17 protein-coding genes are annotated in these 13,626 nt (G+C 72.1%); 10 read left to right on the top strand and 7 right to left on the bottom strand.

Annotated features, from left to right (window positions below; translation table 11 throughout):
• Window positions 1–17 precede the first annotated feature (17 nt).
• The gene (locus ACGFQ9_RS10780; protein WP_393573339.1) at window positions 18–185 is read left to right on the top strand and encodes a hypothetical protein; all 168 of its coding nucleotides are present in this window, start codon (window positions 18–20) and stop codon (window positions 183–185) included.
• Window positions 186–218: 33 nt separating this feature from the next.
• Here the strand turns inward: ACGFQ9_RS10780 and ACGFQ9_RS10775 are convergent, their stop codons facing one another.
• Window positions 219–683, bottom strand: coding sequence for a DUF6299 family protein (locus ACGFQ9_RS10775; RefSeq protein ID WP_393573338.1), 465 nt, complete (start codon window positions 681–683; stop codon window positions 219–221).
• 231 nt (window positions 684–914) lie between these two features.
• On the opposite strand from ACGFQ9_RS10775, the gene ACGFQ9_RS10770 reads away from it, so the two are divergent.
• Together ACGFQ9_RS10770 and ACGFQ9_RS10765 are read left to right on the top strand one after the other, a co-directional pair.
• Window positions 915–1,511, top strand: coding sequence for a hypothetical protein (locus ACGFQ9_RS10770; protein WP_393573336.1), 597 nt, complete (start codon window positions 915–917; stop codon window positions 1,509–1,511).
• Window positions 1,512–1,568: 57 nt separating this feature from the next.
• Window positions 1,569–2,063 (top strand): DUF5949 family protein, encoded by a 495-nt coding sequence (locus ACGFQ9_RS10765; RefSeq protein ID WP_393573334.1) that lies wholly within the window; start codon window positions 1,569–1,571, stop codon window positions 2,061–2,063.
• A gap of 129 nt (window positions 2,064–2,192) precedes the next feature.
• On the opposite strand, the gene ACGFQ9_RS10760 is transcribed toward ACGFQ9_RS10765, so the two are convergent.
• Both ACGFQ9_RS10760 and ACGFQ9_RS10755 read right to left on the bottom strand, forming a co-directional pair.
• The gene (locus tag ACGFQ9_RS10760) at window positions 2,193–3,440 is read right to left on the bottom strand and encodes a cytochrome P450 (RefSeq protein ID WP_393573332.1); all 1,248 of its coding nucleotides are present in this window, start codon (window positions 3,438–3,440) and stop codon (window positions 2,193–2,195) included.
• Between the two features lie 16 nt (window positions 3,441–3,456).
• Window positions 3,457–4,620 carry a low temperature requirement protein A gene (locus ACGFQ9_RS10755; RefSeq protein ID WP_393573330.1) on the bottom strand — a complete coding sequence of 388 codons (1,164 nt, stop codon included), beginning with the start codon at window positions 4,618–4,620 and terminating at the stop codon, window positions 3,457–3,459.
• A 74-nt stretch (window positions 4,621–4,694) separates the two neighbouring features.
• On the opposite strand from ACGFQ9_RS10755, the gene ACGFQ9_RS10750 reads away from it, so the two are divergent.
• The 6 genes from ACGFQ9_RS10750 (at window position 4,695) to ACGFQ9_RS10725 (ending at window position 10,178) form a co-directional block, all read left to right on the top strand.
• Complete coding sequence (locus ACGFQ9_RS10750) at window positions 4,695–5,894, top strand: MFS transporter (RefSeq protein WP_393573328.1); 1,200 nt, start codon at window positions 4,695–4,697, stop codon at window positions 5,892–5,894.
• A complete protein-coding gene (locus ACGFQ9_RS10745; protein WP_393573326.1) occupies window positions 5,891–8,188 on the top strand; it encodes a molybdopterin oxidoreductase family protein in 2,298 nt (765 codons plus the stop codon). Before ACGFQ9_RS10750 ends, ACGFQ9_RS10745 begins: the two co-directional genes overlap by 4 nt.
• 7 nt (window positions 8,189–8,195) lie before the next feature.
• On the top strand, window positions 8,196–8,813 hold the full coding sequence (locus ACGFQ9_RS10740) for a 4Fe-4S dicluster domain-containing protein (RefSeq protein ID WP_393573324.1): 618 nt from the start codon (window positions 8,196–8,198) through the stop codon (window positions 8,811–8,813).
• Window positions 8,810–9,451 carry a ubiquinol-cytochrome c reductase iron-sulfur subunit gene (locus ACGFQ9_RS10735; protein ID WP_393573322.1) on the top strand — a complete coding sequence of 214 codons (642 nt, stop codon included), beginning with the start codon at window positions 8,810–8,812 and terminating at the stop codon, window positions 9,449–9,451. Before ACGFQ9_RS10740 ends, ACGFQ9_RS10735 begins: the two co-directional genes overlap by 4 nt.
• Complete coding sequence (locus ACGFQ9_RS10730) at window positions 9,451–9,819, top strand: hypothetical protein (RefSeq protein ID WP_393573320.1); 369 nt, start codon at window positions 9,451–9,453, stop codon at window positions 9,817–9,819. The genes ACGFQ9_RS10735 and ACGFQ9_RS10730 overlap by 1 nt, the downstream gene beginning before the upstream one ends.
• Before the next feature lie 128 nt (window positions 9,820–9,947).
• A complete protein-coding gene (locus ACGFQ9_RS10725) occupies window positions 9,948–10,178 on the top strand; it encodes a hypothetical protein (protein WP_393573318.1) in 231 nt (76 codons plus the stop codon).
• Between the two features lie 40 nt (window positions 10,179–10,218).
• Here ACGFQ9_RS10725 and mscL read toward each other — a convergent pair whose 3' ends face one another.
• Together mscL and ACGFQ9_RS10715 are read right to left on the bottom strand one after the other, a co-directional pair.
• A complete protein-coding gene (gene mscL / locus ACGFQ9_RS10720; protein ID WP_393573316.1) occupies window positions 10,219–10,722 on the bottom strand; it encodes a large conductance mechanosensitive channel protein MscL in 504 nt (167 codons plus the stop codon).
• A 120-nt stretch (window positions 10,723–10,842) separates the two neighbouring features.
• The gene (locus tag ACGFQ9_RS10715) at window positions 10,843–11,340 is read right to left on the bottom strand and encodes a hypothetical protein (RefSeq protein WP_393573314.1); all 498 of its coding nucleotides are present in this window, start codon (window positions 11,338–11,340) and stop codon (window positions 10,843–10,845) included.
• 286 nt (window positions 11,341–11,626) lie between these two features.
• On the opposite strand from ACGFQ9_RS10715, the gene ACGFQ9_RS10710 reads away from it, so the two are divergent.
• Window positions 11,627–12,121 carry a GNAT family N-acetyltransferase gene (locus ACGFQ9_RS10710; RefSeq protein ID WP_393573312.1) on the top strand — a complete coding sequence of 165 codons (495 nt, stop codon included), beginning with the start codon at window positions 11,627–11,629 and terminating at the stop codon, window positions 12,119–12,121.
• A 96-nt stretch (window positions 12,122–12,217) separates the two neighbouring features.
• Here ACGFQ9_RS10710 and ACGFQ9_RS10705 read toward each other — a convergent pair whose 3' ends face one another.
• Window positions 12,218–13,051, bottom strand: coding sequence for an S-methyl-5'-thioadenosine phosphorylase (locus ACGFQ9_RS10705; protein ID WP_393573310.1), 834 nt, complete (start codon window positions 13,049–13,051; stop codon window positions 12,218–12,220).
• A 110-nt stretch (window positions 13,052–13,161) separates the two neighbouring features.
• Complete coding sequence (locus ACGFQ9_RS10700; protein WP_393573308.1) at window positions 13,162–13,455, bottom strand: FmdB family zinc ribbon protein; 294 nt, start codon at window positions 13,453–13,455, stop codon at window positions 13,162–13,164.
• Window positions 13,456–13,626: the final 171 nt, after the last annotated feature.

The following is a 13,626-nucleotide window of genomic DNA, read 5'->3' as shown; positions in this document are numbered from 1 at the left end:
ATGGGAACGATGCGGCCATGAGGCCGGCCAAGCGCTGGGCGTCCACCGCCCTCCTCGCTGCCCTCCTGCTCGCGGCCGGTGTGCCGACCGCGCTCGGCCGGGCGACGGGCCGCCCCCAGGCGGACCCGTCCTGCCGGTCGGTGGCGTTCATGTCGATGGTCGGCCTGGGGCCGGAGTGCCCGTAGGCCCGCCTCCGCGGTGCCGGGGGCGTGCGCGGCCTACCGGCCCGCGGTGACCAGCTCGACGTCCTTCTGGTCCGCCGCCAGGTGCGACACGGCGACCGGCGGGAACACGCCGCTCGCCAGCCGCGCGGACTGCAGCCGCACCTCGGCGCCGGCGGCGCCGGAGTGGACGCCCGGGGTCATCCGCAGCGTGCCGGTGGCGGACCACTTGCGCTGCTCGCCGTCACAGACCGCCTCGTCGCCGCCGAAGGCCAGCCGGGATCCGTCCTGGATGACCGTCGCCTGGATCTGAACCGCTCCTGAGGGTGACGGCGTCACGCACCGGTAGGTCCCGAAAAGGGTGACGCTGTCGCCCTCGACGATACGGCCCTGCTCATATACGGAAATCTCATTTCCGAAATCGGCGGAGTTCGCCGGTGCCGCGGCCACCGCCGCTGCCGTCGCCGCGCAGGCCACGGCCAGGACCAGGCGGGAAGCGTTAAAGGGGCTGGGAATTCGCATGAATCCTCCGGGTGTCATGGACGGTTCGGTGGGGGTTTGGCGGGCGGTCCGCCGGGGGTTTCCTCCGGCGGGGAAAATGCACCGCAACGAATTGTGCTGCCCGAACCCCGGCCGCTCCTCCGGCGCGCTCGTGTCGTTGTGCGCAATTGCCCGCTCGGCCGCGTGAGACTGGCCGGAATACGTTCCCCGAAGGCCCTCTGAAGGCCCCCTGAGCCCGTGAAGGGATCCGCCATGGCCCGCCGCCCGTACGCCCTGCCCGCCGGCCTCGCCCTGCTGCCCCTCCTCCCGCTCCTGCTGCTCGGCACGGCCGGCTGCACGGACGAGCGGGAGGGGGACGCCGTCGCCCCGGCCGCCGTTCCCGCCGTGCCGGTGGACGACCACGCGCCGGCCGGCGGCGGCCCCGGCGCACGCCGTACGGAGGCGCATGTAGGCGATGCGGTGCGGGTGCACGGCCGGGAACTCGGCCGGCACCTGAAAGCCGTGCTCGACGCCTACGTCGACCCGGCCGTCAGCCTGGACCGGCAGTACGGCCCGCCCGCCGGCAAGCGCTGGGTGGCGGCCGGGATGTCCCTCGTCAACGTCGGCGGTGCGACGTACGGGTCACCCGGACGCATGTGGGCGCACGACAGCGCGGGGCGGCGCCATCCGTCGGTGCCCACCGGCGAGCTCACCACCGGTAAACCACTCCTCTTCGATTCCATTCCGGCGGGTGACCGGGCGGAGGGCTGGGTCGTGTTCGAAATCCCGGAAAACGTGCGCATCGTGCGGCTGCAGTACGAGGACGCGAACATCAGGCCGAAATCCGGAGAAGGTTTCTGGGTCGTCTAGCCCGCCCGGGTGACGGCCCGTGAAAGGAGCGGGGGAAACACCACTAGGGTGCGGCGCATGACTTCAACTCAAGCCGAAATCGACCGGTCCCTGCTCGGCACGCTTTCCGTGCTCGCGTGGATCGGCGACCCTGCGGAGGGCCACGACCTCCCGTACCTCCTCGCCTATTCGCTCGGCGACGGCCCGGAGGGCAGGGAGGCCAGCGAGAAGGCCGTCGAGGCGCTGCTGCGAGAGATCGGCCTGTCCGTCGGGGACAAGGTGCTCGACGCCACCCGCAACCCCTCGTCCTGCCAGGTCCAGGTGCTGGTCGAGGGAGACCAGATCGCCCTCACCCTGCCCGGCCTGAACGCCGCCTGCACGGCCCCGCCGGAGTGGGTGGACGCGGTCGACGACAGCGGGGAGGTCTACTTCCTCTTCGGTACCCGCGCCTGGCCGGAGGCCGTGCCGGGCCGCCCGGTGACCGCGGAGATGCTCCAGGCGTACGCGGGCGACGAGGCCGTCCTCACCGCGAGCGCGCACTGCGTGCTCCGCGTGATGCGGCTGCAGAAGTAGGCGGGCTCCCTTCCGGCCCGCCCGCACCGGGGCCGCCGGCCGCCGGGCCCCCAGCCTGCCCGGTGGCCGGTCTCCGTCTCCGTCTCTGTCTCTGTCTCCCGGAACACGCTCCGCCCGGCGGCGGGTTCCTCACTCGAAGGCGAACCTCAGCGCCCGGACCCGGTTGTCGAAGTTCGACCCCGCGAGGTCCGGCAGGCCCACCGCCCGCAGCTCCCGGGGCCGGGTCAGCAGCTCCCGGAACAGCGCCTTCATCTCCACCCGGGCCAGATGCGCCCCCAGGCAGAAGTGCGGCCCACCGCCCCCGAACCCCAGGTGCGGGTTGGGCGAGCGGGTGATGTCGAAGGCGTCCGGGTCGGTGAACACCGCCTCGTCCCGGTTGGCGGAGGCGTAGTACAGCACCACCTTCTCGCCGGGCACGAAGGTCCGCCCGCCCAGGGCGTTTTCGGCCCGAACGGTCCGGCGGAACTGGATGATCGGCGTCGAGTGCCGGATCATCTCCTCGACCGCCCCGTCGGCGTACTTCTCGAAGTCCGAGAGCAGCAGCTCCCGTTGGTCCGGATGGTCGGTCAGCAGCGCCAGCCCGTGGGTGATCGCGTTCCGGGTGGTCTCCACCCCGGCCACCATCAGCAGCGAGAAGAACGCCCCCAACTGGCGGGCGCCCAGCGCCTGTCCGTCCACGTTGGCGGTCACCAGCGCCGAGATCAGGTCGTCGGAGGGGTCGCGGCGCCGCTCCCGGCCGATGCCCGCGACCATCCGCTGCATCCGCGCCAGTGCCCGCAGGCCCCGCCCGGGGATCCGCAGCCGGTCGGCCAGCCCGCGTTCCACCCCGATGTTCTCCGAGGCGTGGTTGACCCGGTCGGCGATCTCCGGCCGGTACCGCTCCGGGATGCCCATCATGTTGCAGATGACCTCCAGGGGCAGCCGGGAGGCCACCGCGGAGACGAACTCGTCGGGCCGCCGGGCCAGCAGGTCGTCGACGATCCGCGCCGCCACGGCGTGTACGTCGGCCTCGGCGGCGGCCAGCAGCCGCGGGGTGAACGCCCGCTGCACGATCCGGCGCAGCTGGGCGTGGTCGCCGCCGTCCAGGTTCACCATCGAGTCCCCGAACAGCGCCCGCACCCAGCGGGCCGGTTCCGGCGTGGTCACCCCCGGAGCACTGGCGAACACCTTCGGGTTCCGGCTGGCCTCCTGGACGTCGGCGTGCCGGACCAGCGCCCAGTGCCCGCGCCCGCGCCCTTCGGCGAAGTACCGCGGCCCCTCCAGCGACCGCAGCCGCGCGAACGCGGCGAGCCGGTCGCCCGGCGGGAGTTGCCAGAACGCCGGGTCGGCCAGGTCCGTGTCCTCCGGACCGTCGTGCCGCTGTGCCGGGACCCTCATGGCGTACCTCTTCTCCTCAGCTCACCTGACGACCAGAACGCGTCCGGTGGGCCAAGGTCACGCCGACCGCGACGGTGGCGGCGGCCACCAGCCCGGTCCACAGCACGGCGTACTCGCCCGTCCAGGCGCAGAGCAGGATCAGTACCGCCGACACCGGGAGCGTCAGCTGCTGCGCCGCGCCCTGTTTGAAGTGCCGGGAGTGCAGCAGCCACACGAACGCCATGTACACCGCCGCGGGCACGCACACCGACAGGTTCGCGGCGACCGTGGAGATGTGTGCCTTCCCCGTGGCCTGTTCCACCGCCACCTCGATGCCGGCGCCGATCGCGGCCGCCGACGCGAAGATCAGGTAGTGGCCGTACCCCCAGGGGATGGCCTCCCGGTTGCTGGTCAGCCGGTCGTGCACGGGCACCGCGAAATAGATCCACCAGGCCGAGAAGACCAGCAGCAGCCCGCCCGCGGCGATCGGCAGCAGCAGGTCCAGCGCCTCGTGCTCGTCCAGCGCGGACTGTACGGCGACCGTGGCCGCCGCGATCGTCTCGCCCAGCACGATGATGGTGAACAGGCCGTACCGTTCGGCGATGTGGTGCGGGTGCCAGGGCGTCTGGTGGCCCCGCTCGGCGAGCACCGGCACCAGCAGCTCGACCACCACCAGCACCAGGAACAGCCACCGCTTGGTGCCCTCCGGCGCCCACAGCAGCGCGATCCAACCGATCTGGCAGACCACCAGCCCGGCGGCGTAGAGGTGGGCGGAGTGCCGGGCCGAGCCGGTCTCCCCGGAGGCGGCGCGCAGCCACTGGGCGGTCAGCGCCACCCTCATCACCACGTAACCGAGGACGGCGACGGTCCAGTCGTTGGCCTTGAAGGCCCGGGGGATCCCGGCCGAGTACACGAGCACGCCGGCGATCTGCACCAGTGTCGCGATCCGGTACGGCACGTCGTCGACGTCGTAGGCGGAGGCGAACCAGGTGAAGTTCATCCAGGCCCACCACACCCCGAAGAACACGAACAGATAGCCCGTGATGCCGGCCGCGACGTGGTCCTCGGCGAGCGCGTGCACCAGCTGCCGCCCCGCCTGGGCCACCGCCACCACGAAACACAGGTCGAAGAACAGCTCCAGGGGGGTCGCCGCCCGGTGGGCCTCGTCACGGCTGCGGGCGGTCATCTGTACGTACGCCATGCCGCCCAGCACAGCATCCTCCAGCAGGGGCGGCAAAACGGGCTGAAAGCTGACAGACCGCCTAGCGTGGAGCTGTGCCCGAGCCCACAGAGCCATCCGCCGCCGCGCCGCCTCCCCCCGAGGCGGCGCCTCCGCAGGCCCCGCCTCCACCGCCGGCACCGCCGCCCCCTCCCGCACCACCCCTTCCACCGGTACGACCGGGCCCGCAGCCGCCACCGGGCCCGCAGGCGCAGGCCCGCCCGGCGGCCGGGATGTCCCTCACCGGGCGCGCCACCCTCACCGGGACCGCCGTCTCCCTGCTGCTCGTCGTCGCGATCGTGCTGGGCAGCCGCTTCCTGCGCGACTTCGACTCCGCCCTGCTGCCGTACGCGGTCGCCACCGTCTTCCTGGCCTTCGGCGTCGCCTACCGCTACACGGTCTGGGTCTCCGCCCCCGGCGCCAACCGGCTCCTCAGGAAGGGCTTCGGCAGCTTGTTCTCCACGGACAACTTCAGGAAGGCACCCACCGCCCTGCCGAGGATGGCCGCCACCTACCTCGGCTTCCAGAAGTTCCTCGGCGCCCGCTCGCGCCCCCGCTGGATCGCCCACCAGCTGGTCTTCTGGGGCTGCCTGCTGGCCGCCGCCATCACCTTCCCGCTGACCTGGGGCTGGTTCACCTTCACCGCCCCGACCGGCTCCGGCCCCGGCTACGAGATGCGCATCTGGGGGTACGAGGTCCTCGGCTTTGATTCCCTGGGCTTCTTCGGCTGGGTCGTGTTCCACGGCCTGGACCTCGCCGCCGTCCTGGTCATCCCCGGCGCCTGCTACTTCCTGTGGCGGCGGATGAAGGACCGCGGCGCCATCACCGGGCAGCGCTTCGCCTACGACCTGCTGCCGCTGATCCTGCTGATCGTCATCTCGGTCACCGGTCTGCTGCTCACCTTCTCCTCCGTCTTCCTGGACGGCGGAGGATACGAGTTCCTGGCGATCCTCCACATGGTCTCGGTCGTCTTCACCCTGGTCTACATCCCGTTCGGCAAGTTCTTCCACATCGTCCAGCGGCCCGCCGCCGTGGGCATGCAGCTGTTCAAGTACACCGCCCGGCAGGACGAGCGGGTCTTCGCCTGCAAGCGCTGCGGCGAGCCCGTCGACACCACCCCCTACGTCGAGAACCTGCGCGGCACGATGCGGGACCTGAAGCTCGACTTCAGCGCCTTCGCCGAGTACTGCCCCCGCTGCAAACGGGTCCTGCGCGGCAACGCCTACCTCACCCACGTCAAGAAGGGTTTCCGGTGACCTCGCCGCTGCCCCTTGACCCCTCCATCGCCCCGCCCGGAACCCGCATCCTCCTCGACGCGGGCGGCATCCCGGCCGACCGGTGGCGCGCCGACCAGGAAGGCGAGACGCTCGTCCCCACCCACTGCTGCTTCTGCGGGGTGCAGTGCGGCATGTACCTGCGGGTGGACCGGGCGGGCAAGGTCTTCGGCGTGGAGCCGCGCAACCACGACATCAACCGCATGCGCCTGTGCCCCAAGGGCATCAACGCCTACCAGCAGGTCAACCACCCCGACCGGCTGACCTCCCCGATGCTGCGGCGGACCCGCGAGGAACCGTTCCGCGAAGTGTCCTGGGAGGAGGCCCTCGACCACACCGCCGCCGAGATCAGGCGGATCCAGGAGCGGTACGGGAACGACGCCTTCGGCGTGCTCGGCGGAGCCAGCCTGTTCTCCGAGAAGACCTATCTGGTGGGCAAGTTCGCCCGGGTCGCGCTGAAGAGCAGGCACGTCGACTACAACGGCAGGCTCTGCATGGTCAGCGCAGCCGGGGCCAACAAGCTCGCCTTCGGCATCGACCGGGCCGGCAACCCCTTCTCCGACATCCTCCTCACCGACTGCCTGCTGATCGCCGGGTCGAACGTGGGCGAGTGCTTCCCCGTGATGACCCAGTACCTGTGGGGCGCCCGTGACCGCGGCGCGACACTGATCGTGGTCGACCCGCGGGAGACCGCCATCGCCCGCACCGCCGACATCCACGTCGCCCTGCGACCGGGCACCGACTCGGCGTTCTTCAACTCCGTCCTGCACGTGGTCGTCAAGGAGGAACTCGACGACGAGGCCTACCTCGGCGCCCACACCACCGGATGGGAGGAGGTCCGCGAGACCGTCGCCGCGTACCCGCCCGCACGCGCCGCCGAGATCTGCGGAGTCCCCGCCGAACAGATCGTCCGGGTCGCCCGGACCTTCGCGGGCGCGGGAAAGGCCATGGCCTGGCACGCCCGGGGCATCGAACACCACTCCCAGGGGGTCGAGAACTGCCTTTCGGTGATCAACCTGTGCGTGGCCACCGGCAACATCGGCAAGCCCGGTGCCGGCTACGGCACCATCACCGGCCAGGGCAACGGTCAGGGCGGCCGGGAGCACGGCCAGAAGTCCGACCTGCTCCCCGGCGGCCGGTCCATCGCCGACCCCGAACACCGCCGGCAGATCTGCGAGATCTGGGGCATCGAGGAGTCCGAACTCCCCGCCGCCGGCACCTCGATGATGGAAATGGTCTGGCAGATGCAGCGGAAGGAGATCCGCGGCCTGATCGGCATCTGCAACAACCCCTTCGTCTCCCTGCCCCACTACAGGGTGGTCAAGGAGGGTTACGACACCGCCGAATTCCATGCCCAACTCGACTTCTTCCTTTCCGAGACCGCGGCCAACGCGCACGTCGTCCTGCCCGTCACCACCTGGGCCGAGGACGAGGGCGTCATGGCCAACGCCGAAGCCCGGGTGGTCAAGCACAACAAGGCCCAGGAGCCTCCCCCCGGGGTCCGCACCGACACCTGGGTGCTGTGCGAACTCGCCAAACGCCTCGGCGCGGGCGACAAGTTCGACTTCGCCGGCTCCCGGGAGGTGTTCGAGGAACTCCGCATCGCCTCCGCGGGCACCGTCAACGACTACTACGGCATCACCTACGAGCGCCTGGAGGAGACCGGCGGCATCGCCTGGCCCTGCCCGTCCACCGACCACCCCGGCACCCCCAGGCTGTTCGAGGACGGCCGCACCCACCACCCCGACGGCAAGATCCACCTCCAGACCGTCGAATGGCATCCCCCGACGGACGCCTACACCGAGGAGTTCCCCCTCTCCCTCACCACCGGCCGCACCGTGGCCCACTACCTCTCCGGCAACCAGACCCGCCGGCTGGACGCCCTGGTCCAGCAGACCCCGCGCCCCTGGGTGGAGGTCCACCCCTCCCACGGGTTCCGCACCGGCGACCCCGTCCGGGTGGTCACCCGCCGCGCCAGCGAGGTCTTCCCCGCCCTGGTCACCGAGGCCATCCGCCCCGACACGGTCTTCATCCCCTACCACTGGCCCGTGCCGACCGCGGCGAACGCCCTCACCATCGACGCCCTCGACCCCCGCTCGAAGATCCCCGAGTACAAGGTCTGCGCCGCCCGGATCGAGGCCGCCGAACGCGTCGACGAGGTCCCGCCCCCGCCCGCCGCCCCCGGGCACCAGGCCCACCCGGAGGCTCAGCCCTCCCGCACCGATCCGCTTCCCCCCACGTCCCCGCAGGGCCGTGGCACGGCCGAGAGGGGCTGAGCGAACCATGATGGGCCGCACGATCTTCATCGACCCGGGCCGCTGCATCGGCTGCCAGGCGTGCGTCTCCGCCTGCCGCGAATGCGACTCGCACCGCGGCACATCGATGATCCACCTGGACTACCCCGACGCCGGCCACTCCGTCGCCTCCCTCCCCACCGTCTGCATGCACTGCGAGGACCCGGTCGCACCCTGCGCCGCGGTCTGCCCCGCCGACGCCATCCTGGTCACCGCCGACGGAGTGGTGCAGCAGGCCGACACCACCCGCTGCATCGGCTGCGCCAACTGCGTCAACGCCTGCCCCTTCGGCGTCCCGAAGATCGACCTCCAGGCCAAGCTGCAGATGAAGTGCAACCTCTGCTACGACCGCACCGCCCACGGCCTCGCCCCCATGTGCGCCACCGTCTGCCCCACCGGGGCCCTGTTCTACGGAACCCTCGAAGAGCTCCAGGCAGAGCGCCCCGGGGTCCAGGTCGCGGACTCGTTCGTCTTCGGCGACGTGGTCGTCAGCACGGGCGTGGCGATGGCCGTCCCGGCCGACAAGGTCCAGTGGCCCGTCCCCGGCGGCCTGCCCGTCGTCGAGATCAACGGAGCCGACGTCCGTCGCAACGAGGAGCATGGATGAGCCTGACCGAACAGCCGGAGGCCGAACCCGCCGCCGAGGCCGCCCAGGAGCACCTCCGCGACCGGATCAGCGCCGACTCCCTCACCACCCGGCGCGACTACCTCCGGATCGTCGCCACCGTCTCCGGCGGCCTGGCGCTCGGCGGGGTCGGCGTCGCCGCCGGCATCCTGCACCGGCACGGCGACAGCGAGAACCTCCCCGAGACCAGGAAGGTCGCCGACCAGCTCCTCCCCGGCCAGTCCGTGGCCTTCCGGTTCCCCGGCGACGAGGACCGCGCCGTGGCCGTCCGCCTCGTCGACGGCACCCTGGTCGGCTACTCCGCCGTCTGCACCCACCTCGCCTGCGCGGTGCTGTGGCGCGCGGACCGCGGACCCGAAGGCGAGCTGTACTGCCCCTGCCACGAGGGCGTCTTCGACGCCCGCACCGGCGAGGTGGCGGCCGGCCCGCCGCCCCGCCCGCTCCCCAGGATCTTCCTGACCGAACAGCTCGACGGCAGCATCTGGGCCGTCGCCACCGCCCGGTCCGGGGAACCGGCCAAGGACGCCCTGTGCCGGCAGTTCGCCGACGCCCGCCCCGACATGACCGAACGGCTGGGCTGCCCCGGCGCCACCCCCGCCCCCGTGAACGGTCAGACCTGATGGGCGACGCCCCACCGCCTCCCCGGCCCACCTACAGCCCGGGCAGTGCCCGCCCCCGGCTGAACCGGCCCGTCCGGGAGCGCTACCCGCAGATCCGGCCCACCAGCGGCTACGGCGACCCCCGCGTCCGGCACACCGGGCCGGGCCCGGGGGCCGGCACGGAGCAGGAGCCCGAGCGGTCCGCCCGGCTCAACGCCCGTCTCGCGCTGGTCCTCACCGTGGTCGTCGGCCAGCTCTGGGGGCTCACGGTCACGGTCAACGCGTGGATGCAGGGCCACACCGGGACGGCCTGGTGGGGGGCGGGATTCCTGATCCTGTCCTTCCTGGTCGTGCTCGGACTGTGGTTCCTCGATCCGAAGGACCGGTGAACCGGCGGCCCCCGGCCAGGACCCCCCGGTCCAGGCCACGGCCCTCGAACAGCTCCGGACCGCCCGCAGGGCCGCCGGAACCCCCGGCCGGGCCCGGGCCCCGGCGGGGGCGGCCGTACTCTGGATGCATGAGCACCGCCCCCGCCCCCGGTTCCGGGCCCGCTGCCGACTCCGGTCCGGAGCCCTCCCAGGCGCACCAGCCGTCGTCCAGGCCCAAGCCGGCCCTGATCTTCGACGACCCGCTGGACCAGCAGTCCTCCGACGACACCGACCGGGGCTGGGGCGAACGGCCGACCGCTTCCGGCAGCGCCGCCGACTTGGCGCGCTTCCTCGACGAGAAGCCGCCCCACCACCTCTGATGCGCCCGGCCCGGCTCCCTGCCGGGACTGCCCGGCAGGATCAGGCGGGGCCGCCGCTGCGCGGCTGCACGGTCCCGTCGACGGAGCCGGTGCGCTGCGCGACCAGGTTGTCCCGGATCTCCTTGAGCACCTCCAGCTCGGTGACCTCCACCAGCTCCTGCACGCCCTCCCGGGCCTTCCGCCGTGCCTCCTGCCGGGCGAGGTACTTCGCCATCGGCAGCACCATCAGGAAGTAGACGACGGCGGCGGTGATCAGGAAGGTGAGCGCGGCGTTCAGCACGCTGCCCCAGAGGATGTTCACACCGACCGGGTTGCCCTGTGCGTCGACGTCGCAGGGACCCTTCAGACACGAGGTGTAGCCGTCCAGGCTCTTCGTGCCGATCGCACCCACCATCGGGCTGATGATGCCCTTCACCATCGAGTTCACGATGTTCGTGAACGCGGCACCGATGACCACGGCGACCGCCAGGTCCACCACGTTGCCGCGCATCAGGAAGGCCCTGAAGCCCGCCAGCACGCTCTCCTTCTTCTTCTCGCTCACCACTGAGCCTTTCCTCGTTCGAACAGGACGCGGAGCCAACGGTTCCGAAAACTACGGCAGTCCGGGCGTGGCCTGTCCAATCGAGGAACACCTTCAGGTGATTCGACGACGCAGGAGTGCGAATCAGCACAGTGTCACCGCCAGCGGTGTCACGGCGCCCACGCCCACCAGCTGCCGCGCGGTGTCCCGTGGCACGGACAGCACCACCAGTGCCCCGCCGTCCACAGCTTCCCCGGCTTCCTCGTCCTGAGCGGGTACTTCGGCCACCCGGGCACCGGCCGCCACCACCCGGGGCGGCTTGTCCCGCTCCGCCGCCACCACGTCCACCCGGTCCCCGGGCCGCAGCAGCCGTACCGCCGCGGCATCCGCGATCCGCACGGGAGCGGACACCAGCCGCACCGCGGGAGCCGACCTCGGTCCGGGCCTGGGCGGCGGCGGGGTCTCACCGCGCTGGGCCTTCGCCTCGGTCCCGCCGGCCGCCAGGGCGGCCGCAGCGGCGACCGCCAGCCCCACCCCCGCCGCCCGACGCCTGCGCCGCACGGCCCGCCGCAGCCGCCCGGGCCCGCGCCCCACCCGCAGCGGGGCGAACTCGGGCACCGCCCGCGGCGGCGGACACGTCACCGGAGCAGCGGAAACGCGGGCAGCGGAGGGAAACGAGGAGGAGAGCGGGGAGCTGAGCGAGGAAGAGGAGCAGGAAGAGGAGGAAGGAGAGGAGGAAGGAGAGGAGGAGGGAGAAGGGAAGAGAGCGCCGGACATGCCGACCACCACCCGTCGAGAGGGAGTTCACCCCGGACACCGCGCCCGGACACCCCTCACGATGCGGTAACCCACCCCCACCCCGCCCCGGCCTGTGGACACCCCCCGGCCTGTGGAAAAACCGGCCACCCACACGGGTTACGCTCCCGCCATGACACCGGCGGTGAGCCTGCGAGACGTACGGGACGGGGACCTGGCGGCCTTCTGGGAGCACGCCACGGACCCCGGGGCCCGGCACATGGCCGCGATGACCCGCGGCTACCACTACGACCGGTCGGCCTTCGACACCCACTGGGCCAAGGTCCGCTCCGACCCCACGGTGACCGTCCGGACGATCCTCGCCGACGGGCAGGCTGCGGGCCACGCGGCCGTCTACGGCCCGCCCGGGGAACGTGAGGTCACCTACGCCGTCGGGCGCCTCTACTGGGGGCGCGGCGTGGCCACCGCGGCCCTGCGGGCCCTGCTCGCCATGGAGACAGTCCGCCCCCTGTACGGCTTCGCCGCGGCCGACAACACCGGCTCGGTCCGGGTCCTGGAGAAATGCGGCTTCGTCGTCACGGGGTCGGTCCGCGAGTACGCCCGCGCGCGCGGCGAGGAGATCGAGTTCCTCCGCCTCGTCCTCCCCGCCCGCCCGGAAGGCACCTGAGGAAAGCCCTGCCGGGGGAGGCGGGGGCGGGCGGACCGGGTCCAGGGGCGGGCCGACCGGGTCCCCCGGACCGGTCCCGGCCCGCCGGACGGTCCGCTACGGCAGCTCGATGCCCAGGTCCCAGCCGTCGTGCGCGTGCGTGCACAGGCAGGAGCGCGACTCCGCCGGCGGCAGCGCGGCCACGGCGTCGAAGAGCACCTCACGGAGCCGGCCGATGTTCTCGCCGAAGACCTTCAGCACCTCCGTGTGGGAGACGCCCTCGCCGGTCTCCGCACCCGCGTCCAGGTCCGTCACCAGCGCCATCGAGGTGTAGCAGAGCCCCAGCTCACGGGCGAGGACGGCCTCCGGGTGCCCGGTCATGCCGACCACCGACCAGCCCATCGCCGCGTGGAACCGCGACTCGGCCCGGGTGGAGAACCGCGGCCCCTCCACGACCACCATGGTGCCGCCGTCCACCGGCTCCCAGGAGCGCCCGCGCGCCGCCGCCAGCGCGACCGACCGCCCGACCGGGCAGTACGGGTCGGCGAAGGTCGTGTGGACCACGTTGGGGATGGTGCCGTCGGGAAGCGGGTGCCCGTCGAAGTAGGTCTGCGCACGGGACTTCGTCCGGTCCATCAGCTGGTCGGGGACCAGCAGGGTGCCCGGGCCGTACTCGGGACGCAGACCGCCCACCGCGCACGGGCCCAGCACCTGGCGGACGCCCACCGAGCGCAGTGCCCACAGGTTGGCGCGGTAGTTGATCCGGTGCGGAGGGAGGTGGTGCCCGCGGCCGTGACGTGGCAGGAAGACCACCGTCCGCCCGGCCAGCTCGCCCACGTAGAGCGAGTCGCTCGGTGCCCCGTACGGGGTGTCGACCTGGATCTCGGACACGTCCTCCAGGAAGGAGTAGAAGCCCGAGCCGCCAATTACGCCGATCTCTGCGTTCACCATGCGGACCACCCTACGAGAGACCCCCGTCCGGGGTACGCGGAAGCCCCCGCGCCCGGTGGGCGAGGGGGCCTCTGCTCAGCTCTTCCGGCTCGCGCACCGGGTACGGAGCGTCAGGCGGCCGGGGTGCTCGGCGCGGCGGCCGGCGCGGCAGCCGGAGCCGCGGTCGACGTCGAGGACGACGACGCGGGCTTCGAGGAGCTCGACGCGGGCGTGCTGCTCGACGAGGCGCCACGGCTGTCGTTCCGGTAGAAACCGGAACCCTTGAAGACGATGCCGACCGCGGAGAACACCTTCTTCAGGCGTCCCTTGCAGCTCGGGCACTCGGTCAGGGCGTCGTCCGTGAACTTCTGCACGGCCTCGAGGCCCTCACCGCACTCGGTGCACTGGTACTGGTAGGTCGGCACGATCTTCCTCCTGGCACTCTGACTCAATGAGTGCTAACGACGCTCCATGGTGACCTATTCCGGCGGATCAGTCCACCGTCACAGGCACGCGGTGACCGACACCACGCTCGTTCACCCGTGCCACGGGCTGCCCGCCAGTCTGGCGCGGAGCACTCGCGGCCTGCTTGACGG

Origin of the sequence: Streptomyces sp. NPDC048603, assembly GCF_043199475.1 — a bacterium.
In the GTDB taxonomy this organism is placed as follows: Bacteria; Actinomycetota; Actinomycetes; order Streptomycetales; family Streptomycetaceae; genus Streptomyces.
Note: the sequence above shows the minus strand (reverse complement) of the source record. Positions and strands in the feature narration are given on the sequence as shown.

Bases quoted from the DNA above. Each gene is read 5' to 3' on its own strand.
- ACGFQ9_RS10780 (WP_393573339.1), top strand. From the start codon at position 18: ATGAGGCCGGCCAAGCGCTGGGCGTCCACCGCCCTCCTCGCTGCCCTC.
- ACGFQ9_RS10775 (WP_393573338.1), bottom strand. From the start codon at position 683: ATGCGAATTCCCAGCCCCTTTAACGCTTCCCGCCTGGTCCTGGCCGTG.
- ACGFQ9_RS10770 (WP_393573336.1), top strand. From the start codon at position 915: ATGGCCCGCCGCCCGTACGCCCTGCCCGCCGGCCTCGCCCTGCTGCCC.
- ACGFQ9_RS10765 (WP_393573334.1), top strand. From the start codon at position 1,569: ATGACTTCAACTCAAGCCGAAATCGACCGGTCCCTGCTCGGCACGCTT.
- ACGFQ9_RS10760 (WP_393573332.1), bottom strand. From the start codon at position 3,440: ATGAGGGTCCCGGCACAGCGGCACGACGGTCCGGAGGACACGGACCTG.
- ACGFQ9_RS10755 (WP_393573330.1), bottom strand. From the start codon at position 4,620: ATGGCGTACGTACAGATGACCGCCCGCAGCCGTGACGAGGCCCACCGG.
- ACGFQ9_RS10740 (WP_393573324.1), top strand. From the start codon at position 8,196: ATGATGGGCCGCACGATCTTCATCGACCCGGGCCGCTGCATCGGCTGC.
- ACGFQ9_RS10735 (WP_393573322.1), top strand. From the start codon at position 8,810: ATGAGCCTGACCGAACAGCCGGAGGCCGAACCCGCCGCCGAGGCCGCC.
- ACGFQ9_RS10730 (WP_393573320.1), top strand. From the start codon at position 9,451: ATGGGCGACGCCCCACCGCCTCCCCGGCCCACCTACAGCCCGGGCAGT.
- ACGFQ9_RS10725 (WP_393573318.1), top strand. From the start codon at position 9,948: ATGAGCACCGCCCCCGCCCCCGGTTCCGGGCCCGCTGCCGACTCCGGT.
- ACGFQ9_RS10710 (WP_393573312.1), top strand. From the start codon at position 11,627: ATGACACCGGCGGTGAGCCTGCGAGACGTACGGGACGGGGACCTGGCG.
- ACGFQ9_RS10705 (WP_393573310.1), bottom strand. From the start codon at position 13,051: ATGGTGAACGCAGAGATCGGCGTAATTGGCGGCTCGGGCTTCTACTCC.